Consider the following 21,682-nt stretch of genomic DNA (forward strand, 5'->3'; position numbering starts at 1 on the left):
CTCGGCGCGCTTGCGCCAAAGCGGACGGGTCATGTGCCAGCTTTCGCATTCAAAATTAGCCATCGGCAGGGCATCAACAAGACGCGCCAACGGTTTGGCCACTGCCAATTCCAGATCATCCTCGGATCCAACATGCCCGATGGACAGACGCCAGCCCGGTTCTTCATGCGGATGACGATCAAGCCACAACATGGCAAACCCGGTTGCATTCGACCGGCCCGCTGCCGGGGCAACCAGATCAAAAAACAGCGACAGGGCAGCTGGTATTTCCGGCACGCTATGATCGGTCAGTGCGTCCCCAACGGTCCATGTTTTGACCAAAACATCATCGGCATCCGGTCGATTGTCAAAACGCGGCGGCAGAAAACCGGAATACTCGTTTGCAGGACGGATGGGGTCAGTCATGGCAGCCTCATGGATGCGAAGGGGCACGATGATTTAAACGAAATCATTCATGGCGCTGCTGATACCCAAGGAAACCGGGCAGGTCAATCACCCGGCAATCAGCCAGCACACCTTAAATGGCCGCGGCCAGCATCAGACTGGTTGGGCATCACGCCCGGGTCAACCCGGCATGGCCGATGCTGGCTTCACGGTAGACCGAGGGCGGCATCGCCATCAAACGTCTGAAATCGCGTGAAAAATGCGCATTATCTGTAAAGCCGCACCAGAACCCGATTTCACCAACCGAAAGGGTGGTGCCATATAAAAGCCTACAGGCTTCTCGCACGCGCACCAGGCGCAACAGATCAGAAAACCGGCTGTTGGCCTGTTGCAAGCGACGCTGCAAGGTGCGCCCGGATGTATCAAGCGCAGCAGCAACTTCATCAATCGTCCAGCTACGCCCGATGTCATGTTCCAACACCGTACAAAGTTGTTGCACAATCGGGCGTTGCGCCCCGATTGACGGCGCGGTGCCGGGCATATTGGCCATGAATGGATAGGAGGACGAAACCTGTTCGAAACTGCCCCAGTTAATCCGAAAACGAAGGCCGCGACCGGAAAATGCCAGTTTGTCGCTAATCCGGCCCTTGCGCGTCACGCGCACTGCCGGACCGTGGCTGGGCAAAATTGTGGCGTCAATATTCTCGGCCCCGGCCGCCTCAAGCAAACCGATCAAAAATCCCAGCAAAAGAAGGTTTTCCACCCGTGCCGGCGGCTGACCGCGCACAACCCCGCGATGGATGGTCATGGATTTTCCGGTGACGGAAAAATCGCTGCGAGCACGTGCGTGGGAATAGCCTTCAAGTCGGCGCCAGCGATCAGCAATCACCGACGGCGTTGCCGAGTGACGCAACATGGTCAGGATCGGTTCCTGTTCCTTGGCCGCCAGATACCGCCCAAGACGCACCAGCACCGCCGGACCATTGATCTCTTCAAGTGCGAGCATGATGCTGCGCAGCTTGGCAGAAGTTACAACCGTCCCGCCCGGGACAAGGTCATAGCCCCGCGGCAACCATGCCAGTTGCCGGATCAGGGCAACATGCAAACCAAAAGAAACAAATTCCTGCATCAAAACACGCCAAATTAAAGGTAATTGGCGCGATCATACAAACTAATGACCGACCTGTCAGTGTCACATTCAAAATGTCACGAAGCTGTTACATTGATCGCGATTTTTAAAAATCCGCTGAGATGGAGATCACTGGACGCAACGACAAGCCATTGCCGACCGGGTACGGGCATGTCACTTTTAAACCATCTCCTGCCCCTTCCCAGACAATACGGAATGATAGCGTGATCAAGGTTCTTTTCGTCTGCACCGGCAATATCTGTCGTTCGCCCACGGCTGATGGCGTTTTTCGCAAGATGGTTCGTGATGCCGGACTGGATGCCCATATCAGCGTCGATAGCTGCGGGCTGTCGGCCTATCATGTTGGCGAATTGCCCGACCCGCGGTCGCGTGAAATGGCCAAAAGTCGCGGCATTGATCTAAGCGATATTCGATCCCGCAAGATCAGGCCCGCCGACTACCACGAATTTGACTATGTTCTGGCCATGGATGACGGGCATTTGCGCGATATGCGCCGCCAGGCACCCAATACCCATCAGCACCGTATTGAGCTGTTTCTGGATTATCATCCGTCGATGGCAGGACAAAGTGTCCCCGACCCCTATTACGGCGGCGCCAACGGGTTTGTCGATGTGTTTGACATGATCGAGGAAGCCTCAAGCAACCTGCTGTCGCACATCCGCGAAAAACACGACATCTAGGCCCTTAGCCCCCGGAATGGATTATGGATAAACGCGCGCTTGCAGATTTGATCAAACGCCACACCGGGGCGTCGGTGCGATCCGTCGCGCCACTTTCGGGTGGATGCGTTGCCAATGTAATGCGCGCCGATCTGGATGATGGGCAGCAACTGGTGATCAAGTACAGTCCGACAAATGATGCACAAAATAATGCGGGCCTTTTGATCGAGGCGGAAATGCTGCGTTATTTCAAAACGCACTCTCCGATCCCCTGTCCCGTGGTCATCCATGCCGACGCAAATTGTCTGGTGATGACATTTATCGCCAACGATAACCGAATGACTGGAGCTGTGCAGCGCGACCTTGCCGAACAGTTGGCAACGCAGCATCAGGTAACGTCCGAAACGTTCGGACTTGGATTTGACACTTTAATTGGCGGCCTGGCGCAACCAAATACACCCGAGGAAAGCTGGATCACGTTCTTCGCCGAACACCGTTTGCGTCATATGGCGCAACACGCACATCGCGAAGGCAAGCTGCCCGGTAGTATGGCCGCGCGCGTTGATCGATTGATCGACAGGCTTGCTGATCTATTGCAAGACCAAAGCACAGCGGCGCTGCTGCATGGTGACTTGTGGGGTGGCAATATCCTGTGTCAGTCTGACAGGCTTGCGGGCTTGATTGATCCGGCGATCTATTACGGCGATCGGGAAATCGAACTGGCCTTTGGGACGTTGTTTGGTGATCTGACGCCGGAATTTTTCGCGCGGTATGATGAAATACTGCCGATAGAGCCGGGGTTCTTTGAAGAACGCCGTGATTTGTATAATCTTTATCCGTTACTGGTCCACGTTCGCCTGTTTGGCGGCCATTATGTCGGTTCGGTTGACCATATCCTTGCCCGATTTGGGCACTAAAGCACGTGAACAAACACAAAATACCATCAGTTAGGCACACCTAGAATGGGGAAGAGAGAGTTGAAAGTACTAGCAGGAGCCGCCATCGCCTTGACCATGACGGTCAGCATTGCCGCCATCGCCCACGAAGGGGCAACCGGTGTTGTCAAGGAACGCATGGAAGGCATGAAGGCCATTGGCCAACAGGTCAAAATCATGGTCCCGATGATGAAGGGTGCATTGCCCTATGACCCGGATCAGGTCGCGAAAGCCGCGACGATTATCGAAGGTCACTCAGGCGAGACCTTTACCGCCCTTTTCCCGGAAGGCAGTAATGGCAAACCGTCTGAAGCACTGTCAGACATCTGGGAAGACTGGTCAAAATTCACAAATCTGGCAAACGAACTGCACGCCAAGGCCAGCGATCTTAAATCGGTCGCAGTTAGCGGCGGATCAGAAGACGATTTCAAGGCATCACTCGGTCAAATGATGCAGACCTGCAAATCCTGCCATAGCGATTTCAAGGAATAGATCGGACAAATTTTGCGGTCCCGACGCAAAAAAGGTCGCAGCATTTTGGTGCTGCGGCCTTTCTTTTTGGATCGTCTGAATGGGTCTTAGCGACCGATCATGGCAAAGAATTCGCGGCGTGTGATCGGGTCATCGCGGAATGCGCCAAGCATCCGGCTGGTGACCATTGATACGCCGGTTTTGTGCACGCCACGGGTGCTCATGCATTGGTGATTGGCATCAATCACCACCGCCACACCAAGCGGATCAAGTTCTTCCTGAATGGTGTTGGCAACCTGTGCGGTCATCTTTTCCTGAATCTGCAGGCGTTTGGCATAGACCTCGACCACGCGGGCCAGTTTGGAAATACCAACGACACGGCGGCGCGGCAGATAGGCGACATGTGCCACACCAATGATCGGCACCATGTGATGTTCGCAATAGGATTCGACGCGAATGTCGCGCAGAACGACCATTTCGTCATAGCCGTCGGTTTCTTCGAATGTCCGACGCAGAATCTCGGCCGGGTCCTGCTGATAGCCAGCAAAGAATTCACCATAAGACCGTGCCACACGGTCAGGGGTTCCGCGCAAACCTTCGCGGTCGGGATCATCCCCTGCCCAACGCAGAAGTGTCCGAACCGCTTCTTCTGCTTCTTCGCGTGTCGGACGCTTCACCGGGTTATGTTCGCTGCACATACCAAATCCTTTGTCATTTTATTACAGGATTGAACCTGCCTTGGTGGGGCTCACGGCCCGCGCTACCTGATACTGTTTTTTGACGCGATCAGTTCACAGTGTGTTGCCCATGCGGACTGTCCAGCGAAAAGGCTGGAATCGCAATATCAAAATGATTGCCGTCCATATCCGTCATTTCGAAAGTGCCCACCATGAAGCCGCTTGGCGTGGTCAGTGGCGCGCCACTGGTGTAGTTGAAACTTTCGCCACATGCCAAAACAGGCTGTTCGCCGACAACACCCGGGCCTTTGACTTCCTGGGTTTCGCCGCGCGAATCCGTAATCCGCCAGTGACGGTTAAGCAACTGAACAGTTTTCGAGCCGAGATTCTCGATCTCGATGCGATAAGCCCAAATATAACGATGGGTGTCCGGGTCTGATTCGTCCTCAAGGAACATCGGCTTTACCGATACCTTGATGTCGTGGGTTACGGTCGAATACATGCATATCTCCGGGCCAAGTGTGTTCCAGTCAATTTGCATCAGCCAAGAATGCGATGGATGGACCCTTTATGTAGACAATCCTTCCCGAAAGTACCAGTCAGCAGTCAAAACAAACTGGCATTATCCCCCGGATCGGAAACGAAAAGGCCCGCACAATGTACGGGCCGGATCGATGTCAGGATTACTGTTGGTCCATGCTTTTAAACGGCAAGGGCCGCCAACAGGTCTTCCTTGAGGTCATCAATATCTTCCAGACCGACAGATAGACGCAGCATGCCCTCGGTAATGCCCATTACAATCTTGTCCTCGGCCGGTACACGCTGATGCGTGGTGGTCCAGGGATGGGTTGCAAGGCTTTTTGCATCGCCAAGGTTGTTGGAAATATCAATCAGCTTGAGATTGTCAAGCAACGAGAAGGCTGCTTTCTTACCACCGGCAAGCTCGATTGCGATCAATCCACCACCACGGCCAGACATTTGCTTCATTGCCAGTTCATGCTGCGGGTGACTTTTCAGCCCCGGATATAGAACGCGTGACACTTGCGGCTGTTCCGTAAGAAATTCAGCCAATGCGGTTGCATTGCGAATATGCTGATCCACACGCAGGCTAAGTGTCTCAAGCCCCTTAAGAAGAACCCAGGCATTGAACGGGCTCATGCTTGGCCCGGTATGACGCAGGAAGGTGGTCAGATGTTCGTCGTGCCATTCCTTGTCATTAAACAGGATCGCCCCGCCAAGGCAGCGCCCCTGACCATCGATATGCTTGGTCGCGGAATAGACGACAATATCCGCCCCCAGTTCCATCGGCTTTTGCAGGATCGGTGTGGCAAAGACGTTATCGACAATCACCTTGGCACCGGCCTTGTGCGCCAGATCGGAAATGAAGGCGATATCAAGAACCTCAAGGGTCGGGTTCGACGGTGTTTCAAGGAAAACCGCATCGGCCGGTTTCGAAAGTGCCTTTTCCCAGGCGTCCTTGTCCGTGCCGTCCACCAGTTCGGTTTCAACGCCGAACCGCGGCAAAAGCGTGGTCAGGATAAATTCACACGACCCGAACAGCGCACGCGATCCAACCACACGGCCACCGGCCTTGGTGCTGGCGGCCAATGCATTCCAGACAGCCGACATGCCCGATGCTGTCGCGCGGCAATATTGCGCGCCCTCGATCAGGGCAAGGCGTTCTTCGAACATGCCAACAGTCGGGTTGGCGAAACGCGAATACACAAAACGTTCCGGACCGCTGCCATCAAAGGAGGCCTCGGCCTCGGCGGCAGTTTCATATACATAGCCGGAATTCATAAAGATGGCTTCGGAGGTCTCGCAGAATCCGCTGCGCGCTGTACCGCCACGCACGGATCGGGTCGCCGCGCGCCAGTTATCGGAAGCCTTTTTGTCGGTCGTCATCGTCTTGCTCCTACATGCCCGGAATGTATGCATACCGTAATCCGGACACAAAAAAACCCTGACCGGCATGAATGGGTCAGGGCCGAAGCCATAGCACCCCTCTTTAGCGATTTTTTACGTGGCCGCAAGCCGGTCGACAAATCCCACGATGCGCAGACGATACGTCCAGTTTTACCCTACGTCAAGCGCCACTCCCTCAGGTTTATTGCGCATGTTCCTACGCCATCCGGCCAGGCTTTGTACAATTTGCCCTCACGCAATGGTGAAGGCAGTTCATAAGCAAGTTTTGAAATTTCTCTCTAATGTTGGGTCAAATAATGCGATCCTGTATTCAGGGATTTGCATTTCGACCCGAACGAACGACTTGCAAGAGCCTGAAATCAATGACCAAAACCAGTTCAATGGCGTCACACTTGTCCGACCAGAAACCAGATACCCACAGCGAAATCAAAAGCACGTCAAAGCCCCTATGGCGCAAGCTTTTGCCGGTGATTGTTCTGGTTGTCGGACTTGTCATTGCATGGGCCAGCGGCATTCTCGATTTGCTGTCATTTGAGTCCCTGCGTGAAAACCGCGACCTGTTGCAGGGTTTTGTTGCCGATAACCCGGTTTCCAGCATTCTGGTCTTTATGGGGCTTTACGTCGTTTCGGTCGCACTTTCCCTGCCAATCGGGTCGATCCTGACCATCACAGGGGGCTTTCTGTTCGGGGCGTTTCTTGCCACCAGTTATGTTGTGGTCTCCGCCACCATTGGCGCGACAATCGTTTACCTTGCGGCCCGCTATGCGTTTTACGATCTGATGCGTGCCAAGGCCGGAAACGCCGTCCGCAGGATGGAAGAAGGCTTTGCTGAAAACGCGTTCAGCTATTTGATGGTTTTGCGCCTGATCCCGATCTTTCCGTTCTGGCTGGTTAATCTTGTGCCGGCCCTTCTTGGCGTCAAACTGCGATCCTTTGTCTTTGGCACCATGATCGGAATCATTCCGGGCACTTTTGTTTATGCCTCGATCGGGGATGGTCTTGGTGCCCTGTTTGATCAGGGCAAGACACCTGATCTTGGCATCATCTTTGAACCCCGTATTCTGACCCCGATCATCGGGCTTGCCGTGCTGGCGCTTTTGCCGGTGGCGTACAAGAAATTGCGCAAACGTAAGATCGGGGTGAACGCCGATGAATAAGATCATCACGACCGATATTTGTGTCATCGGGGCTGGATCGGGGGGCCTTTCGGTCGCGGCCGGGGCCGTCCAGATGGGCGCAAAGGTTGTCCTGATCGAAAAGGGCAAGATGGGCGGTGATTGCCTTAATACCGGCTGCGTTCCGTCCAAGGCGCTGCTGGCGGCTGGCCATGCCGCGGAAAATGCACGCAGGGCTTCACGGTTTGGCGTATCGACCGGCCCCGTGGAGATCGACTTTGGCCGGGCTATCGACCATGTTCATTCCGTGATCGCCGGTATCGCGCCACATGACTCGGTAGAACGGTTCGAAGAACTCGGCTGCACCGTCATTCAGGCCGAAGCCCGTTTTACCGGTCCGGGTGAACTCGTTGCCGGTGACACCACAATCAAGGCCAAACGCTTTGTCATCGCCACCGGATCGCGTGCCGCAGTGCCGCCGATCCCCGGCCTTGAAACCGTTTGCTATTTCACCAACGAAACCATTTTTGAAAACCGGGTCCGCCCCGAACATCTGATCATCATCGGTGGCGGCCCCATCGGGCTTGAAATGGCGCAGGCCCATCATCAGCTGGGCGCAAAAGTTACCGTGATTGAAATGGGCACCATCCTGCCCAAGGATGATCCGGATCTGGTGGCTGTTGTCCGTGACCGCATCAAGGCCGATGGCATCAGCCTTTATGAAGGGGGGAAAACCAAGGAAATCCTTGATGTGAATGACCAGATCAGGGTTGTGATCGAACATCAGGGCATCGAGATTACCTTGGAAGGTAGCCACCTTTTGCTGGCAACCGGACGCAAACCCAATGTCGAAAATCTCGGCCTGAAGGATGCCGGCATTGAATATACCGACCGCGGTATTTCCGTCGATGCGCGTTTGCGGACATCAAACAAAAAGGTCTTTGCCATTGGCGACATCACCGGCGGCCTGCAATTTACCCATATGGCAGGATATGATGCTGGCATCGTCATTCGCAATGCGCTGTTCCGTCTTCCGGCCAAGGTTGATCACAGTGCCGTGCCATGGGTGACCTACACCAACCCGGAACTGGCACAGGTCGGCCTGACCGAAAAGGCTGCTCGCGAACAATATGGCGATGACATCCGCGTTGTGACCTGGGATTACGCCGAAAATGACCGCGCCCGGGCAGAGGCCGAGACCGAGGGCTTCATCAAGGTCATCACCAAACCAAACGGCCGGATTCTGGGGGCTGCCATCGTCGGACGGCAGGCAGGTGAACTGATCGGTGTCTGGTCACTTGCCATCAGCAAGAAGATGAAGATTGGCGCCATCGCTGGCATGATCGCGCCTTACCCGACCTTGGGCGAACTTTCCAAACGCGTCGCCGGGGCCTGGTATACCCCCAGCCTGTTTGGCGAAAAAACCCGCAAGCTTGTGCGTTTCCTGCTCAAATTCGCATAAGCGGCTTGCTTGCCGTCGCGTGTGAAAACAAGCATCTGTATTGCTGTACTTTTTTCGGTTTATCGGCCTAACATCAGTTAATGAATAACCGGCATCTGAAATTGCCCCCATGGGCCAAATCGCTTTCCGCGCGCCTTCTGGTGCTGACGGTAAGCTTTGTGATGCTTGCCGAGGTGTTTGTCTTTGCCCCTTCTGTCGCCCGCTTTCGGATTGACTGGTTAAAGGCACATCTTGACTCCGGGTACCTCGCGGCCCTTGCCCTTGAAGCCACCCCCGATCAGATGATCCCTGATGATCTTGAACGCGAACTTCTGTCCAATGCCGGGATCGAGGCGGTCATCCTGCGCCGTGAAGATCGCAAATTGCTGCTGCAACGCGATGATATGCCCGCCAAGGTCGACAAGGACGTCAATCTGAGCGATTTCTCGATTCCGATGGCCTTGATGGAAGGACTGGCAACACTCAGCCAGACCGAAAACCGGGTATTGCGCGTGGTCGGCATGCCCTCCATGGCGCCAGATTTCGAAATCGAGGTGCTTGTGCATGAAGACCGCCTGACCGAGGCGATGCGTAATTTCGGTTGGCGGGTATTTGGCCTGTCGCTGATGATTTCATTCTTTACGGCCGGGCTTGTCTATTTCGCGCTTAATCGGTTGCTGGTGCGCCCGATGCGAACCCTGACCAGCGACATGATCCGTTTTCGCGAAGACCCACAGGACAAGGCATCGCTGATCAATCCGGGCGAACGCGATGATGAAATCGGTGTTGCCCGCCAGGAACTTGCCATGATGCAGCAAGACATTCAGGCGATGCTTAATCAGCGTCGCCGACTTGCCGCCCTGGGTACGGCCGCCACCAAAATCAGCCATGATCTGCGCAATGCACTGGCGACATCGATGCTGATGACCGAACAGCTTGCCAAAAGCGAAGACGACGAAGTCCGTGCTGTCGTGCCGCGATTGTTGTCATCGATGGAACGTGCGGTTTATATCAGTGAACAAACCCTGTCCTTTGCCCGCGAGACGCCACCACCGCGCGATCTGGCAACCTTCACGCTGATTGAACTGATCGAAGAAATCCGCGATCAGATTTTGCTGCAAAAATGCGAACCGTTGCTTGATGGCGGCATGGGCGATGCACCTGTGGCCAGTGAACCCTGCCCCGCGCGCATTGAGATCGACCTGCCTGATGATGTCATGCTTGAAGCGGACTATGACATGCTGTTTCGCGCCTTCAGCAACCTGATGCGCAACCCGCTGGAGGCCGGGGCGACTACCGTCACCATCAGTCATAAAATTCAAACCGAACCTGAAAAGGGTGACGAATCGGCTAAGGCCCGCCGCTCTATCGAAGTTTTCATTGCCGACAACGGGCCGGGGTTACCCGAAAAGGCGATCAAAAACCTGTTCGTCCCGTTTGCCGGCAGCGGGCGACAAGGCGGCACCGGGCTTGGCCTTGCCATCGCACGCGAACTGATCAGCACCCATAACGGTGAACTTCGCCTCACTGCAACAGGGCCGGATGGTGCTGTTTTCACAGTCAAATTGCCACTCGGGAACTGATTTCGCTGCATTCCTGTGCTGCAGCGCATCTGATCGATAGATTTTTTCTATCTATTTTTATTTTATATTCGATTTTATCTTTTGATCAGCATTTGCGACCTTGGGTTATGGCGATGCCGGGCTTGATCCCGATCCCCGATCCGCTCCTGACCCAAAGTTCGGTATCGCCAAACTTACTTGAGTGTGCACCGTATTCTTTTGAAGCCTTCCTACCCCTGTTGCACCCTCCCTTGACGTTGGCACCTCAAGTGAGACCGCATGTCGAAGACCCCATAATCCTTGCCGGATTATCATCAGGGGATCTGAAATGGTCCCCGCCCTCAAAACCCCTTGTCCAGATTTGGACAAGGGGTGTTTTTTTGACATCACATCAGCTTGGGCGAACCAATGACGCACGCATGTCGTCAATCTGTTGGCGCAAAAAACAACCTTGCGCGTGATCATTGATCAGGCCCATCGCCTGCATGAACGCAAACACCGTGGTCGGCCCGACGAACTTCCAACCGCGTTTTTTGAGATCCTTGGAAAGGGCAACGGACGTCGGCGACGTTGACATCGACTGTGGCGGGTCGACCTCATCCGGTTTCGGTTCAAACCGCCAGAAATAGGCAGCAAGTGACCCTTCCTCGGCCACCATCTCGCAGGCCCTTTTGGCATTGTTGATCGATGCCTCGATCTTGCCGCGATGGCGGATGATCCCTGCATCACCAAGCAGTCGCTCAACATCCGCATCATCAAACTGCGCGACCTTGTGAAAATCAAAACCGGCAAAGGCTTTGCGGAAATTCTCGCGCTTGGTCAGGATCGTGCGCCAGCTTAATCCCGACTGGAATCCCTCAAGACAGATTTTCTCAAACAGCCGGATGTCATCGGTCACCGGAAAACCCCATTCCGTGTCGTGATAGGCGTTAAATTCCGGCGCCGCATCACACCAGGCGCACCGGCATTTTCCATCCGTTCCGATTGTTGTTTTGCTCATTGCTCAGGCCATCAGGAAATCAAGACGTTGATCGGCACGCGCGGGCGAGATTTCCAGAATCTCGGCGCTAACGATTCCTTCGACAACGAACGGATCTTCATTCACGCGGGTTTCAATCTCGTCGCGTGACACACCATGGGCCAGAACCGCACCGCCCATATTGGGTTGCAAGCTACCGACCATCAGAAACACGCCATCATCAAAACCCTTCTTGATCCACGCTTTGTGCGCGTCCATGAATTCCGGGGCCTTTGGGCGGTTTTCGGCAAATTTCAAAAAGATCGCAAACATCGTCTACTCCCTGTCTGGATTGTTTTTGTTGGTAAGATCGGCAATCTGGTCGTCCAACCAGGTGCACATCAGATCGACCTCGTGATGCAGGAACCGGTCATCATCAAACGCATTGGCAAGGGTCGCCACACCCTGGCTGCGACCAAGGATATGCATGGCCAATTCATCGGATTTATCGCCAAAACCCAACCGTTCGAACTGCCGGCACAACCAACTGCGAAACAGGGTAAACAGTGCGGCGGCATCGCTTTTTGCCGTGTGGTTCAGCTTCGCCAGCTCTGACGACAACGTACCCACCGGGCAGCCGTATTTCCGGATTTTCTCGCCATTGACGATCAGGATATGGATGAAACTTCGAATACGCTCCGCCGGGTCTGATCCGGCAATTTCCCAGCGATCAAGCATCTGCTCGGTATTGGCAAGGCGGCGATTGATCACACCATCAAGGATGTCATCCTTGGTCTTGAAGTGGTGGTAAAAGTTGCCGCGCGATATGCCGACGGTGGCAGCGATATCGGCAAACGATGTTGCCTCGAACCCGTGCTGGTAAAATAGCAGGTCCGCTGCCTCGACAATCCGTTCTCGTGTTTCTGCTGCCATTTTCCGATATGCCGCCCGATTGACCTAGGATTAGGACAAATGTCCCAATTCCGAAATTAGGTCAATTGTCCTATTCTGTCAACAAGACAAAAAGCACCCGCAAGCATTGCCTGCGGGTGCCGGAAAATTCGGGATAAATATCCTGGGTTTCGATCAGTCGCGCCAGAATGCCGGGAACAGCAGAACCAGAACCGTAAAGACCTCAAGGCGGCCAATCAGCATGCCAATCGACATCAGCCACTTCGCCCCGTCCGGCAGGGTTGCGAAGTTGCCCGACGGGCCGACAATCGGCCCCAATCCCGGTCCGACATTGGCGATTGCAGTGCCGGCACTCGAGACTGCGGTGATGAAATCAAGTCCCATCGCGCCAAGTGCTGCGGCCAGAACCACGAAGCAGAACACAAACAGGAAGAAGAAGCTGAGAACCGATTCCGTAACATCTTCCGAAAGTGGTTTGCGGTTGTAATAGGCAATGAAAACCCCATGCGGACGCAGCATGTGCGAAAGCTGGATCTTGGCGATTTCATACAGAACCTGAAGGCGGAAGATCTTTACCCCGCAGGTTGTCGATCCCGCACAGCCGCCAATAAACATGACAAAGAAGAACACCGTCACCGCAAACGGGCCCCAAAGCCCGTAATCGGTGGTGGCATATCCCGTACCGGTCATCACCGACACAATGTTGAAGGACGTAAAGCGCAGTGCATACAGGAAATCGACATTGTTGGTTTCCGAATGCCAAAGGGCGAGGCCGACAACGATCGAAACCGCAATTGTGATGAACCAGCGCACCTGACTGTCGCGGAACAAGGCCCGCCCCTGCCCGCGCAGCATCTGCAGATACAAAATAAACGGCAACGCCCCCGTCGCCATGCCAAGCGTGATGATCACATCAATCGCCGCACTGTCATAATGCCCGATCGACGCATCCTTGGTCGAAAAGCCGCCGGTCGCAATCGTCGTCATGGCGTGCGCAATCGCATCAAATGGCGTCATGCCCGCCGACCACAACATAATCGCCCAAAGCCCGGTGAAGCTCAGATACAGCATCGCGATACCCATCGCGATCTGGGTTGCGCGCGGGAACGCCTTGTCCGATTTGTCGGAGTTTTCCATGCGGAACAACTGCATCCCGCCAACGCGAAGCATCGGCATGACGGCAATCGCCATCACGATAATCCCGATCCCGCCAAGCCATTGCAAAAGTGCCCGCCACAGCAAGATCCCCTGCGGCGCGGTATCAAGGCCGACAATCACGGTCGATCCGGTGGTGGAGATACCTGACATCGCTTCAAAAAACGCGTCGGTATAGGACATATCAAGATCGGAAAAGGCAAATGGCAGCGCCGATGCCGCCGTCAGAACCAGCCAGCTCAGCGTGGTCAGGATAAACGCCTGGCGTGAATTGATCTTAAGATTGTCCATGCGGTTCATCATGATCAATGCCCCGCCGACAAACAGCGACACAAAGGACGCCGCTGAGAACACGATCCAGTCACGCTGCCCGTAATAAAGGTCGACCAACGCCGGAATGAACATGCCAATCGACAACGTACAGAGCAAAATGCCGACGATGAAAAGAATGGGACGGAAATCGATCAATGAAGCGCCTCTTGGCACATACACCGCGAAATCCCCCCGGACAAACGGCATATGGTGCGTCTGATGTTCTGTTTTCGGAAGCCACTGCATACCCGAAAATTCGGTCTGCATGTACCCCCTTCATCACAAGCAGCGAAATTCTTGGCATATGGGGCCACAATGTCCAGTCCTTTTAAGCTGTTGCACGCTGCCTTGCGGTCGGAATTTCGCGATCATCAACACGATTTGTTCGCGCCCGCACCCTGATTAATGAACGACCGTCACCTTTGATCCGACTTTCAATATCGCCACACTGCGCGCCCATCACCACTTAACTATGTCTACAATTCTTATTGATTTCTGATAGTTCACCTGTTGATCAGAATCATTCCAATATAATCGCCGGTTTCTTTTTGGTTCCAGCACATCGCTCAAAGAACGCAAACCTGCCTGTATTTGATATTGTGTCGTGCAACATGGCGCGCTTTCCCCTAAATTAGCCGGATCAAAAACGATGAGCTCAATCATCGGTGCCTGCCTTGTGACTATCCTTGGGGAGCTTCCCGTGTGGGGAAAGAAATTATACTTCGCGATCATTCTGTGCGTTCTGCTGGCGGTCGGGTTTCTGACCACGAGTTTTGTAAGCTTCTATGTCGCCCGGGATTCTCTTGAAGAACAGATTTCCGAAAGCACGCTTCCGCTGACCAGCGACAATATCTATTCCGAGATCCAGCGCGATCTGTTGCAGCCGATCTTTATTTCCTCGTTGATGGCGCATGATACGTTCTTTCGCGACTGGGCCCTTTCCGGCGAAACTGATCCGGAACGGATCACCAAGTACCTCGCCGAAATCCAGTCGCGCTACGATACGATCACGGCCTATTTCATCTCTGAAGAAACCCGGAACTATTATCACCCGACCGGCGTGATCAAACAGGTCAGCGAAGATGACCCGGCCGATGGCTGGTATTTCCGGGCGCGCGACGGGAAGCAACCTTACGAGATCAATATCGACCACGACACGGTTGATCGGTCGCGGCTGTCGATCTTTGTCAATTATCAGGTGCGTGATTATGACGGCAATGTCATCGGCATTACCGGTGTTGGCCTGGCCGTCAGTTCGGTTACCAATCTGATCGAAACCTATCAGGCGCGCTATGGCCGAACGATCTATTTCATCGACACCGAAGGTCATGTCACGCTGCGCGGCAGCGGCTTTGGCGATGCCCACAGCCTGCAGGAACGGCCCGGCATGCGCACCCAGGCCACCAAAATCCTGACCTCGCCTGGCGCTTCGATCAGTTACGAACATGGCGGACACACCTATTTCGTCAACAGCCGTCTGGTGCCTGAGTTCGGCTGGCTTCTGATTGTTGAACAAAGTGACTATTCATCTGACGCACGTCTTCAAAACACGCTGTTCATCAATATCGCGATCTCTTTGCTGATCACGATCGTGGTCGGGCTGATCGCCTTCCTGACCGTGCGCAATTATCAAAAACGCCTCGAAGAACTGGCATCGCGTGATAAACTGACCGGCACGTTTAACCGTCAGATCTTTGACATGATCTTTGATCAGGCGGTTCAGACCTCAAAACGCCAAAAGGCGCCCCTGTCGGTGATGTGTTTTGATGTTGATGGCTTCAAGGCAATCAACGATGGCTATGGCCATCCGGGCGGCGACGCCGCACTTCGCGAAGTTCTGACCATGGTCCGCCAGAATGTGCAGGACTCCGACGTGATCTGTCGCTGGGGCGGGGATGAATTTGTTGTTCTGTTCCCCGGAAAAGATCGCAAGGAAGCCATGACAAAGGCCCGCGAACTTGCCGACTCTGTCCGCAACGCGCCGGTCCGCTTCGGGCGTGATCATATTCCGGTCACCATCAGTGCCGGTATCACCGAATACCGCGATGGCGAGGATCTTGATACCTTGATGGCCCGTGTTGATAACGCGCTTTATACCGCCAAGGCATCAGGCCGCGATCATATCTCCCTGTCCTGATCCCTAAGGCCGCGACCAGATACAAAACACCCCCGGCAGAACAATCTGCCGGGGGTGTTTTTTTTGTTTAATTCGCTTTGGTGCGCGATCAGTCGGCGATAGATGCCTCGGCGATCTGAACCGCGTTAAGCGCAGCGCCCTTAAGCAACTGGTCACCGGCAACAAACAGTTCCAGACCATGATCACCAAAGATCAGGTTGGTACGAATGCGGCCAACTTCGACGTCATACTGTTCGGTCGCGGTCAGCGGCATCGGATATTTGTTGTTTGCCGGATCATCGACAAGTTTGACACCCTTGGCATTTGCCAGCACTTCACGGGCCGCCTCCGGGGTGACAACCTTTTCGGTTTCAACCACGATGGCCTCGGAATGGGTGCGTTCGGTCGGAATACGAACCGCAGTGCACGATACCGGCAGATCCGGCGCGCCAAAGATCTTGCGCGTTTCCCAGGTTACTTTCATTTCTTCACGGGTATAGCCGTTTTCCTGGAAAGTATCGATATGCGGGATCACGTTAAAGGCCAGCGGCGATGAAAACACCTCTGCCGGGACCGGCTTGCCAGCAAGACCAGCGGCCAGACCTTCGCGCAGTTCGTTCATGCCAGGCTGACCGGCACCCGATGCGGCCTGATAGGTCGACACGATCACTTTCTTCAGACCAAAGGCCTGATGTAGTGGCCAAAGGGCGACTGCGGCAATCGCCGTGGTGCAGTTCGGGTTCGCGATCAGTTTTGCCGTTTTGGCAAGGTGACCATTGATTTCCGGCACGATCAGCGGAACATCGTCATTCAGACGGAACGCCGAGGAGTTATCAATCACCAGCGCGCCTTCGGCAATCTTGGGCGCATATTCCTTGGCGAAATCACCGGAAACAGCAAGGAAGACAATGTCGCACTGCTTGGCTTCTTCAACAGAAAACAGCGCGACGGTCTTAGTGCCGAATTTAGTCTCCACGGTCTTGCCCGCTGAACGCTCTGACGCGAACAGGGTGAGTTCACCCACAGGGAACTTGCGATCAAACATTACATTGATCAGCTCGACGCCAACCGCACCGGTTGCGCCAATGACACCGACATGGAGATTTTCGGCACTCATAATAGTTGTCTAACCTCGCAATAAATTTGTTGTCATATTCGACTGCCGCGATCATTCGCGGGCCGCGCATTATAAGGATTAATCAAGGTAACGCAAATGTACCTTGCTGCATTGCATTCATGCGCGGTTCTGATTGGGTAAAAACGCTCCGGACAACAGATTGTTCCATGGCGATTTTAAACGGGCGGACATAAAAAATCCGCCCTTCAACAGTACCACCGCCAAGCAGACGTCAAAGGGCGGATTTAGCCGCCATAAAGACGACATATCCAGACTATGAAAGAGAATCGGCTGATCGTTTTAATGTCCGATCAGGCGAATGCACTGATCACATCAGGCAATGTTTGGCAAAATCGGTCGCCTCGTTTGCCGTCCAGTCGCCTTTCGGCTTTTCCTTAAGGTCATTGCACCATTCCTCGCTGCCCACCTCGGGCGAGCATGCGGAAACAGCACCAGCCAGGAAAAGGACCGCAAGGGCCCCGGCGATTTTGGTCGTGATCGTTTTCTGCAGTTTCATGTCCGTGTCCACTGTTTGTGTGTTTGTTATTAACGCTACAAACTTATACACGGCGCGAAAATGACGCAAAGTAAACCTTCGGTCTGTGGCAACCGTCACAGACCGACACCAACAATCGGCAAAATGAAACTCAGGGATCAGTCGCGCCAGAAGGACGGCATCAACAGCACAAGAAGCGTCTCGAACTCAAGCCGGCCCAGAACCATCGCAACATCCAAAATCCACTTCGCAGAGTCCGGCAAGGACTGGAAATTGCCCGCCGGTCCAATGATATTGCCAAGCCCCGGCCCGACATTGGCAAGTGCTGTTGCCGCCGCACTCATCGAGGTAATAAGATCAAGCCCCGTCAAACCAAGGGCAATCGTCACCGCGATATAGCTGATGGTCAAAAGAAATACATAGACCGTAACCGCGTTATAGATATCGGATGTGATTTCATGGCGGTCAATGCGGCTGACCACCACCGCAGACGGACTGCGCAGGCGCATGAAATGGGCACGAAGCCCGGTAAACACGACATACAGGCGAAACATCTTGAACCCGCCCGATGTTGATCCCGAACAACCGCCGATAAAGGTCGCAAAGAAAAACAGCATGACCGCGGCGGGGCCCCACAACAGGTAATCCCCCGATGCATAACCCGTGGTCGTAATCACCGACACAAGGTTGAACGCCGCCATGGTCAGCGACCGGAAGAAGCCGTCATCCGAAATCTGTAACAGCCGCAAGGTCAGCAAAAATGTAAAACCTGCGATGATCAGGCAGAACAATTTGATTTGCTGATTGCCAATCACGGCCTTGATCGCGCGTTTGCGCAGAAACACCGCATAGGCGGTAAACGGCAACCCACCAAAAAACATGAACAGGATGGCAATCCAGTGCAGCGACAGGCTGGTGTCAAACTTGGCAAATGAAAGGTCCGACGTGGCATATCCACCAGTTGACAGCGTCGTCATGCCGTAATTGATCGCATCAAACCATCCCATGCCAAAGATGCGATACAGCACAATGCACACCAGGGTCAGAACCGAATAGATCATCACGATCTGCAGGCACATATCGCGCATGCGGCCGCTAAGTTTTTCCGACCGATCCGAACTTTCCATCTGGAAAAGCTGCATGCCGCCAACCCGCATCATCGGCAAAAGGGCCAAGGCAGTCACGATGATCCCGATCCCGCCCAGCCATTGCATGATGGATCGCCAGATCAACAATCCCGGCGGCAGTTCATCCAACCCCGACAGGATTGTTGATCCGGTCGTTGTCAGGCCCGATACGGTTTCAAACACCGCATCACAGAAACTGATTTCAAGCGATGAATACCAAAGCGGCAAGGACCCGGTCAGGCTAATCGCAATCCATGACACCACGGTCAGGACATAGCCCTGGCGCGCCGTCACACGCGGACCGATATCCGACCGGCAGGCAAGACACGCCATACCGCCAAGCCCGATGGTTGTGATCGAGGCCTGGGCAAAAATTTTCCAGTCCGGGTTGCCATATGCAAGATCAACAGCAGCAGGCACCATCATCGATATACCGATGATAATGACCATGACCCCGACAACGAAAAAGATGGGTTGCAGACGGAACAAGCAAGCTTCCCTGACAGCAAAAGACAAACCCGCTTGTAGCGCCAATTGACAATTGATGCATCCGGTTATTGTGCATGACACCATTGATGGCAATTCCCGCTGCCCGCCACCTAGCGGACAAGGACGTCATCATTTTGCCGTTCTTTTTGCTTGTTCTTTTGCCATGACCGTTGTGTCATTCTTGCCAAATACTCACCCCGCAGATCTTTGAGGCCAGTGTGAAACGCGTTATCCGCCTGATCGTCCTTCTTTCCATTCCGGCCTTGATTGCCATTGGCCTTCACTGGCACAGTGCGCCGGTCCATGCGGCTGACAATGCGTCCCAAGACAACACATCCCAACAGGCCGATCCGGCCGGACTGGAAGCCAGGGGCCGCGATGTTCAGGTGATTGACGGCGATACCATCATGATTGCCGGTCAGGTGCTTGATATCGCGGGCATGGATGCCCCGGAACTCGGTCAGCAATGCCTGCATAACGGCAGTTTCTGGGACTGCGGCATGTCTTCGGCCATGCAATTGCGCAAATATTTCGCCATGGCGCCGTTTGATGTCCATTGCTGGCCCGGTGATCAGGAACGCGCGGGCAAGGCCGATGATTTCCCCATCGTCGAATGCGGCATCGGCGAACGTGACGTGGCGGCTGCAATGATCAGCGACGGCGAAGCCCTACCGATTGCGGGCTATTCACATCGCTATGACCGGCTGTCGCGCGATGCCGACAATGCCGGCATTGGCATCCATGGTGGCGATATGATTGCCCCGTCTGACTGGCGCGCGGGTAAACGGCTTGACGGTGAAACCGGACGCTGCCTGTTTATTGCTGACGGCAAGGGGAATTACCTCAGCACCCTTGATCCGCGCTTTGCCGATTTTGCCGCAGACACCAAAATCTGCAGCGACGAAGAGGCGCGTGCCAAGGACCTGAACTATCTCCCGCCATCACCGTAAACGGCCCCCTTTTGGTGGCTGGTGCATCTTTTGGCGTTTTCGCGCGTCTTCCTGTTTATCGCTTCGATCAAACAGGAGAATACGATGCGCCTGCAACTTGCCTTGAATGTGAAAAACCTTGACCGTGCCATTGCGTTTTACAGTGAAATGTTCGCAAGCCCGGTGCACAAACAACGGCCGGGATATGCCAATTTCGAAATTGAAAACCCGCCGCTTAAGCTGGTTTTGTTCGAACACCCGGCGGCAACCGAAAACCTGAACCATATCGGTGTCGAATGTCTCAGCGAACAGGCATTTGAAACCGCGTCAGCCCGTCTGCATCAAAGTGATCTTGTCACCAGCGACGTTGCTGAAACCGGCTGTTGTCACGCAAAGCAGTCCAAGTTCTGGGCAACAGGACCAGACGAACTTGACTGGGAGTGGTATCGTATTCTTGACGATGCGCCACATAACCAGTCTGCCGATCAACAAACGTCGGCGGCTGGCTGTTGTGGCCAACAACCGGGCAAGGAATTGCAACCAGATCAGGTGTGCTGCGCGTAAAGAACCATGAAGTTTGCATCGACACATCATACAAACTCAGACTGGCAGGCCTTGCAAAAAGGCCTGCGCAGTTTTGTCTATCACCGCCTGCCCCAGGACGCGGTCGACGATGTTGTTGCCGACATCCTTGAAACGATCATCCGCAAAAAATCAGATCTTCGCTTGGCATCCAATCCATCGGCATGGATTTATGCCGTCGCACGCAGCAAGGTGGCGGACTTCTATCGACGACAGGGGCGCGAACATACCGCACTTCAGGCCCTTAATACCGATCCGACCCTGTTGAACCATGACGAGCCGCACGACAAACCCGGTTTGCATGACTGCGTGATGGGCTTCATTGGCCGATTGAGCGAAACCGACCAGACCGTACTTGAAGAAATCGACATTAACGGCACACGGCAAACCGACTTTGCCACCCGCAATGCCATTGCCCTCCCCACGGTGAAGTCACGCGTCCAGCGCGCCCGAAACCGTCTGCGCGATCGGTTGGTTGCCTGTTGTCCCGCCAACGGCGAAGACAGCAATGACAATGCCACAACATGCCACGGCACATGCGATAGCAGGACGTCATGTGCGCCGGGTCGGATATGATGATGTTCGGGAAAAGCTTGGAGCGGGTGAAGGGAATCGAACCCTCGTATGCAGCTTGGGAAGCTGCCGTTCTACCATTGAACTACACCCGCGAAGCGCGCGATTTATAGCCCGCTTTTCCGATCAACGCAAGCCGGTCCCATCCAGATCCACCCAATTAATTGCCCGACCAAATACCGGAAAACTTTAGCCTTCCGGCACCATGCGCCAGATCGCACTGGCATGGTCATCGGAAATCAGGATCGATCCGTCGATATAGTGTTTAACATCGACCGGACGCCCGATCACTTCGCCATTGCTGCGCAGGAAACCAACAAGGAACGGGTTTTCTGTCACCGGCTTGCCATTGATGAATTCGACCCGGACAACCTCGTACCCATCGGGAATTGTGCGGTTCCAGGATCCATGCAGGGCAACCAGCGCATCCCCACCATCGAAGGTGAAACCAAGCGGCGCATTGTGGGCATTAAAGGTAAATTCCGGGAAAGTGACTTCTTCTGGCACCGTTTCATGGGAAAATTGCGGGCTTCTGGTGTCGTTCCCCGCATACCACGGATAGCCATAGAACTGGCCAGACTGGCTGGCACGATTAA

Annotated in this window: 21 protein-coding genes, 1 tRNA gene, 2 pseudogenes and 1 riboswitch; of the genes and pseudogenes, 10 read left to right on the forward strand and 14 right to left on the reverse strand. The window is 54.3% G+C overall.

Annotation, left to right across the window (positions count from 1 at the left end):
• Both B3Z49_RS02435 and B3Z49_RS02440 read right to left on the reverse strand, forming a co-directional pair.
• Positions 1-405: pseudogene (locus B3Z49_RS02435) on the reverse strand (hypothetical protein); the annotation flags it as partial.
• A gap of 148 nt (positions 406-553) precedes the next feature.
• The gene (locus B3Z49_RS02440; RefSeq protein ID WP_008889133.1) at positions 554-1,513 is read right to left on the reverse strand and encodes a helix-turn-helix transcriptional regulator; all 960 of its coding nucleotides are present in this window, start codon (positions 1,511-1,513) and stop codon (positions 554-556) included.
• 224 nt (positions 1,514-1,737) lie between these two features.
• On the opposite strand from B3Z49_RS02440, the gene B3Z49_RS02445 reads away from it, so the two are divergent.
• From B3Z49_RS02445 to B3Z49_RS02455, 3 genes are read left to right on the forward strand one after another with little or no spacing between them, the layout of a single operon-like run.
• Positions 1,738-2,214 (forward strand): low molecular weight protein-tyrosine-phosphatase, encoded by a 477-nt coding sequence (locus B3Z49_RS02445; protein ID WP_296988021.1) that lies wholly within the window; start codon positions 1,738-1,740, stop codon positions 2,212-2,214.
• A 23-nt stretch (positions 2,215-2,237) separates the two neighbouring features.
• A complete protein-coding gene (locus B3Z49_RS02450; protein ID WP_296988024.1) occupies positions 2,238-3,110 on the forward strand; it encodes a fructosamine kinase family protein in 873 nt (290 codons plus the stop codon).
• 60 nt (positions 3,111-3,170) lie between these two features.
• On the forward strand, positions 3,171-3,620 hold the full coding sequence (locus B3Z49_RS02455) for a c-type cytochrome (protein ID WP_296988026.1): 450 nt from the start codon (positions 3,171-3,173) through the stop codon (positions 3,618-3,620).
• Between the two features lie 86 nt (positions 3,621-3,706).
• Here the strand turns inward: B3Z49_RS02455 and folE are convergent, their stop codons facing one another.
• The 3 genes from folE to metZ form a co-directional block, all read right to left on the reverse strand.
• Complete coding sequence (folE, locus tag B3Z49_RS02460) at positions 3,707-4,297, reverse strand: GTP cyclohydrolase I FolE (RefSeq protein ID WP_008889129.1); 591 nt, start codon at positions 4,295-4,297, stop codon at positions 3,707-3,709.
• 88 nt (positions 4,298-4,385) lie between these two features.
• Complete coding sequence (gene apaG, locus B3Z49_RS02465; protein WP_008889128.1) at positions 4,386-4,778, reverse strand: Co2+/Mg2+ efflux protein ApaG; 393 nt, start codon at positions 4,776-4,778, stop codon at positions 4,386-4,388.
• A 200-nt stretch (positions 4,779-4,978) separates the two neighbouring features.
• Positions 4,979-6,181: an O-succinylhomoserine sulfhydrylase gene (gene metZ / locus B3Z49_RS02470; RefSeq protein ID WP_296988028.1), complete on the reverse strand. Its 1,203-nt coding sequence runs from the start codon at positions 6,179-6,181 to the stop codon at positions 4,979-4,981.
• Between the two features lie 82 nt (positions 6,182-6,263).
• Positions 6,264-6,338: riboswitch (SAM riboswitch) on the reverse strand.
• A gap of 226 nt (positions 6,339-6,564) precedes the next feature.
• Between metZ and B3Z49_RS02475 the strand changes: the two genes are divergently transcribed.
• The 3 genes from B3Z49_RS02475 (at position 6,565) to B3Z49_RS02485 (ending at position 10,341) form a co-directional block, all read left to right on the forward strand.
• The gene (locus B3Z49_RS02475; protein ID WP_296988029.1) at positions 6,565-7,359 is read left to right on the forward strand and encodes a TVP38/TMEM64 family protein; all 795 of its coding nucleotides are present in this window, start codon (positions 6,565-6,567) and stop codon (positions 7,357-7,359) included.
• On the forward strand, positions 7,352-8,779 hold the full coding sequence (locus tag B3Z49_RS02480; RefSeq protein WP_296988030.1) for a dihydrolipoyl dehydrogenase family protein: 1,428 nt from the start codon (positions 7,352-7,354) through the stop codon (positions 8,777-8,779). The genes B3Z49_RS02475 and B3Z49_RS02480 overlap by 8 nt, the downstream gene beginning before the upstream one ends.
• A gap of 80 nt (positions 8,780-8,859) precedes the next feature.
• On the forward strand, positions 8,860-10,341 hold the full coding sequence (locus tag B3Z49_RS02485) for a sensor histidine kinase (protein WP_296988032.1): 1,482 nt from the start codon (positions 8,860-8,862) through the stop codon (positions 10,339-10,341).
• Positions 10,342-10,711: 370 nt separating this feature from the next.
• Here B3Z49_RS02485 and B3Z49_RS02490 read toward each other — a convergent pair whose 3' ends face one another.
• From B3Z49_RS02490 to B3Z49_RS02505, 4 genes are all read right to left on the reverse strand, one after another.
• Complete coding sequence (locus B3Z49_RS02490; protein ID WP_296988034.1) at positions 10,712-11,320, reverse strand: DNA-3-methyladenine glycosylase I; 609 nt, start codon at positions 11,318-11,320, stop codon at positions 10,712-10,714.
• A 3-nt stretch (positions 11,321-11,323) separates the two neighbouring features.
• The gene (locus tag B3Z49_RS02495) at positions 11,324-11,611 is read right to left on the reverse strand and encodes a YciI family protein (protein ID WP_296988035.1); all 288 of its coding nucleotides are present in this window, start codon (positions 11,609-11,611) and stop codon (positions 11,324-11,326) included.
• 3 nt (positions 11,612-11,614) lie between these two features.
• Positions 11,615-12,211 carry a TetR/AcrR family transcriptional regulator gene (locus tag B3Z49_RS02500; protein WP_296988036.1) on the reverse strand — a complete coding sequence of 199 codons (597 nt, stop codon included), beginning with the start codon at positions 12,209-12,211 and terminating at the stop codon, positions 11,615-11,617.
• A 153-nt stretch (positions 12,212-12,364) separates the two neighbouring features.
• Positions 12,365-13,924 carry a TrkH family potassium uptake protein gene (locus B3Z49_RS02505; RefSeq protein ID WP_232308270.1) on the reverse strand — a complete coding sequence of 520 codons (1,560 nt, stop codon included), beginning with the start codon at positions 13,922-13,924 and terminating at the stop codon, positions 12,365-12,367.
• 382 nt (positions 13,925-14,306) lie between these two features.
• On the opposite strand from B3Z49_RS02505, the gene B3Z49_RS02510 reads away from it, so the two are divergent.
• Complete coding sequence (locus B3Z49_RS02510) at positions 14,307-15,794, forward strand: sensor domain-containing diguanylate cyclase (RefSeq protein ID WP_296988039.1); 1,488 nt, start codon at positions 14,307-14,309, stop codon at positions 15,792-15,794.
• A gap of 88 nt (positions 15,795-15,882) precedes the next feature.
• Here the strand turns inward: B3Z49_RS02510 and B3Z49_RS02515 are convergent, their stop codons facing one another.
• The 3 genes from B3Z49_RS02515 to B3Z49_RS02525 form a co-directional block, all read right to left on the reverse strand.
• Complete coding sequence (locus B3Z49_RS02515; protein WP_296988040.1) at positions 15,883-16,890, reverse strand: aspartate-semialdehyde dehydrogenase; 1,008 nt, start codon at positions 16,888-16,890, stop codon at positions 15,883-15,885.
• A 328-nt stretch (positions 16,891-17,218) separates the two neighbouring features.
• Positions 17,219-17,407: a DUF3012 domain-containing protein gene (locus B3Z49_RS02520; RefSeq protein WP_008889117.1), complete on the reverse strand. Its 189-nt coding sequence runs from the start codon at positions 17,405-17,407 to the stop codon at positions 17,219-17,221.
• 137 nt (positions 17,408-17,544) lie between these two features.
• Positions 17,545-19,002, reverse strand: a complete 1,458-nt coding sequence (locus tag B3Z49_RS02525) for a TrkH family potassium uptake protein (protein ID WP_245227770.1) — start codon at positions 19,000-19,002, stop codon at positions 17,545-17,547.
• A 218-nt stretch (positions 19,003-19,220) separates the two neighbouring features.
• Here B3Z49_RS02525 and B3Z49_RS02530 point away from each other — a divergent pair, with 218 nt between their 5' ends.
• The 3 genes from B3Z49_RS02530 to B3Z49_RS02540 all read left to right on the forward strand — a co-directional run bounded on the left by B3Z49_RS02530 (position 19,221) and on the right by B3Z49_RS02540 (position 21,089).
• Complete coding sequence (locus tag B3Z49_RS02530) at positions 19,221-19,952, forward strand: thermonuclease family protein (protein WP_296988041.1); 732 nt, start codon at positions 19,221-19,223, stop codon at positions 19,950-19,952.
• A gap of 84 nt (positions 19,953-20,036) precedes the next feature.
• On the forward strand, positions 20,037-20,495 hold the full coding sequence (locus B3Z49_RS02535; RefSeq protein WP_296988043.1) for an ArsI/CadI family heavy metal resistance metalloenzyme: 459 nt from the start codon (positions 20,037-20,039) through the stop codon (positions 20,493-20,495).
• A 6-nt stretch (positions 20,496-20,501) separates the two neighbouring features.
• Positions 20,502-21,089, forward strand: coding sequence for a sigma factor (locus B3Z49_RS02540; RefSeq protein WP_296988044.1), 588 nt, complete (start codon positions 20,502-20,504; stop codon positions 21,087-21,089).
• Positions 21,090-21,107: 18 nt separating this feature from the next.
• Here the strand turns inward: B3Z49_RS02540 and B3Z49_RS02545 are convergent.
• Both B3Z49_RS02545 and B3Z49_RS02550 read right to left on the reverse strand, forming a co-directional pair.
• Positions 21,108-21,181, reverse strand: a tRNA-Gly gene (locus tag B3Z49_RS02545).
• A gap of 94 nt (positions 21,182-21,275) precedes the next feature.
• Positions 21,276-21,682 (reverse strand): annotated as a pseudogene (locus B3Z49_RS02550) (sorbosone dehydrogenase); the annotation flags it as partial.

This window comes from Thalassospira sp. UBA1131 (assembly GCF_002311515.1).
In the GTDB taxonomy this organism is placed as follows: Bacteria; Pseudomonadota; Alphaproteobacteria; order Rhodospirillales; family Thalassospiraceae; genus Thalassospira.

What these genes read in the sequence shown, in the direction of transcription:
- B3Z49_RS02450 (WP_296988024.1), top strand. Translation starts at nt 2,238, where the DNA reads ATGGATAAACGCGCGCTTGCAGATTTGATCAAACGCCACACCGGGGCG.
- B3Z49_RS02485 (WP_296988032.1), top strand. Translation starts at nt 8,860, where the DNA reads ATGAATAACCGGCATCTGAAATTGCCCCCATGGGCCAAATCGCTTTCC.
- B3Z49_RS02505 (WP_232308270.1), bottom strand. Translation starts at nt 13,924, where the DNA reads ATGCAGACCGAATTTTCGGGTATGCAGTGGCTTCCGAAAACAGAACAT.
- B3Z49_RS02515 (WP_296988040.1), bottom strand. Translation starts at nt 16,890, where the DNA reads ATGAGTGCCGAAAATCTCCATGTCGGTGTCATTGGCGCAACCGGTGCG.
- B3Z49_RS02480 (WP_296988030.1), top strand. Translation starts at nt 7,352, where the DNA reads ATGAATAAGATCATCACGACCGATATTTGTGTCATCGGGGCTGGATCG.
- apaG (WP_008889128.1), bottom strand. Translation starts at nt 4,778, where the DNA reads ATGTATTCGACCGTAACCCACGACATCAAGGTATCGGTAAAGCCGATG.
- B3Z49_RS02500 (WP_296988036.1), bottom strand. Translation starts at nt 12,211, where the DNA reads ATGGCAGCAGAAACACGAGAACGGATTGTCGAGGCAGCGGACCTGCTA.
- B3Z49_RS02540 (WP_296988044.1), top strand. Translation starts at nt 20,502, where the DNA reads ATGAAGTTTGCATCGACACATCATACAAACTCAGACTGGCAGGCCTTG.
- folE (WP_008889129.1), bottom strand. Translation starts at nt 4,297, where the DNA reads ATGTGCAGCGAACATAACCCGGTGAAGCGTCCGACACGCGAAGAAGCA.
- metZ (WP_296988028.1), bottom strand. Translation starts at nt 6,181, where the DNA reads ATGACGACCGACAAAAAGGCTTCCGATAACTGGCGCGCGGCGACCCGA.
- B3Z49_RS02535 (WP_296988043.1), top strand. Translation starts at nt 20,037, where the DNA reads ATGCGCCTGCAACTTGCCTTGAATGTGAAAAACCTTGACCGTGCCATT.
- B3Z49_RS02475 (WP_296988029.1), top strand. Translation starts at nt 6,565, where the DNA reads ATGACCAAAACCAGTTCAATGGCGTCACACTTGTCCGACCAGAAACCA.
- B3Z49_RS02490 (WP_296988034.1), bottom strand. Translation starts at nt 11,320, where the DNA reads ATGAGCAAAACAACAATCGGAACGGATGGAAAATGCCGGTGCGCCTGG.
- B3Z49_RS02520 (WP_008889117.1), bottom strand. Translation starts at nt 17,407, where the DNA reads ATGAAACTGCAGAAAACGATCACGACCAAAATCGCCGGGGCCCTTGCG.
- B3Z49_RS02510 (WP_296988039.1), top strand. Translation starts at nt 14,307, where the DNA reads ATGAGCTCAATCATCGGTGCCTGCCTTGTGACTATCCTTGGGGAGCTT.
- B3Z49_RS02440 (WP_008889133.1), bottom strand. Translation starts at nt 1,513, where the DNA reads ATGCAGGAATTTGTTTCTTTTGGTTTGCATGTTGCCCTGATCCGGCAA.
- B3Z49_RS02495 (WP_296988035.1), bottom strand. Translation starts at nt 11,611, where the DNA reads ATGTTTGCGATCTTTTTGAAATTTGCCGAAAACCGCCCAAAGGCCCCG.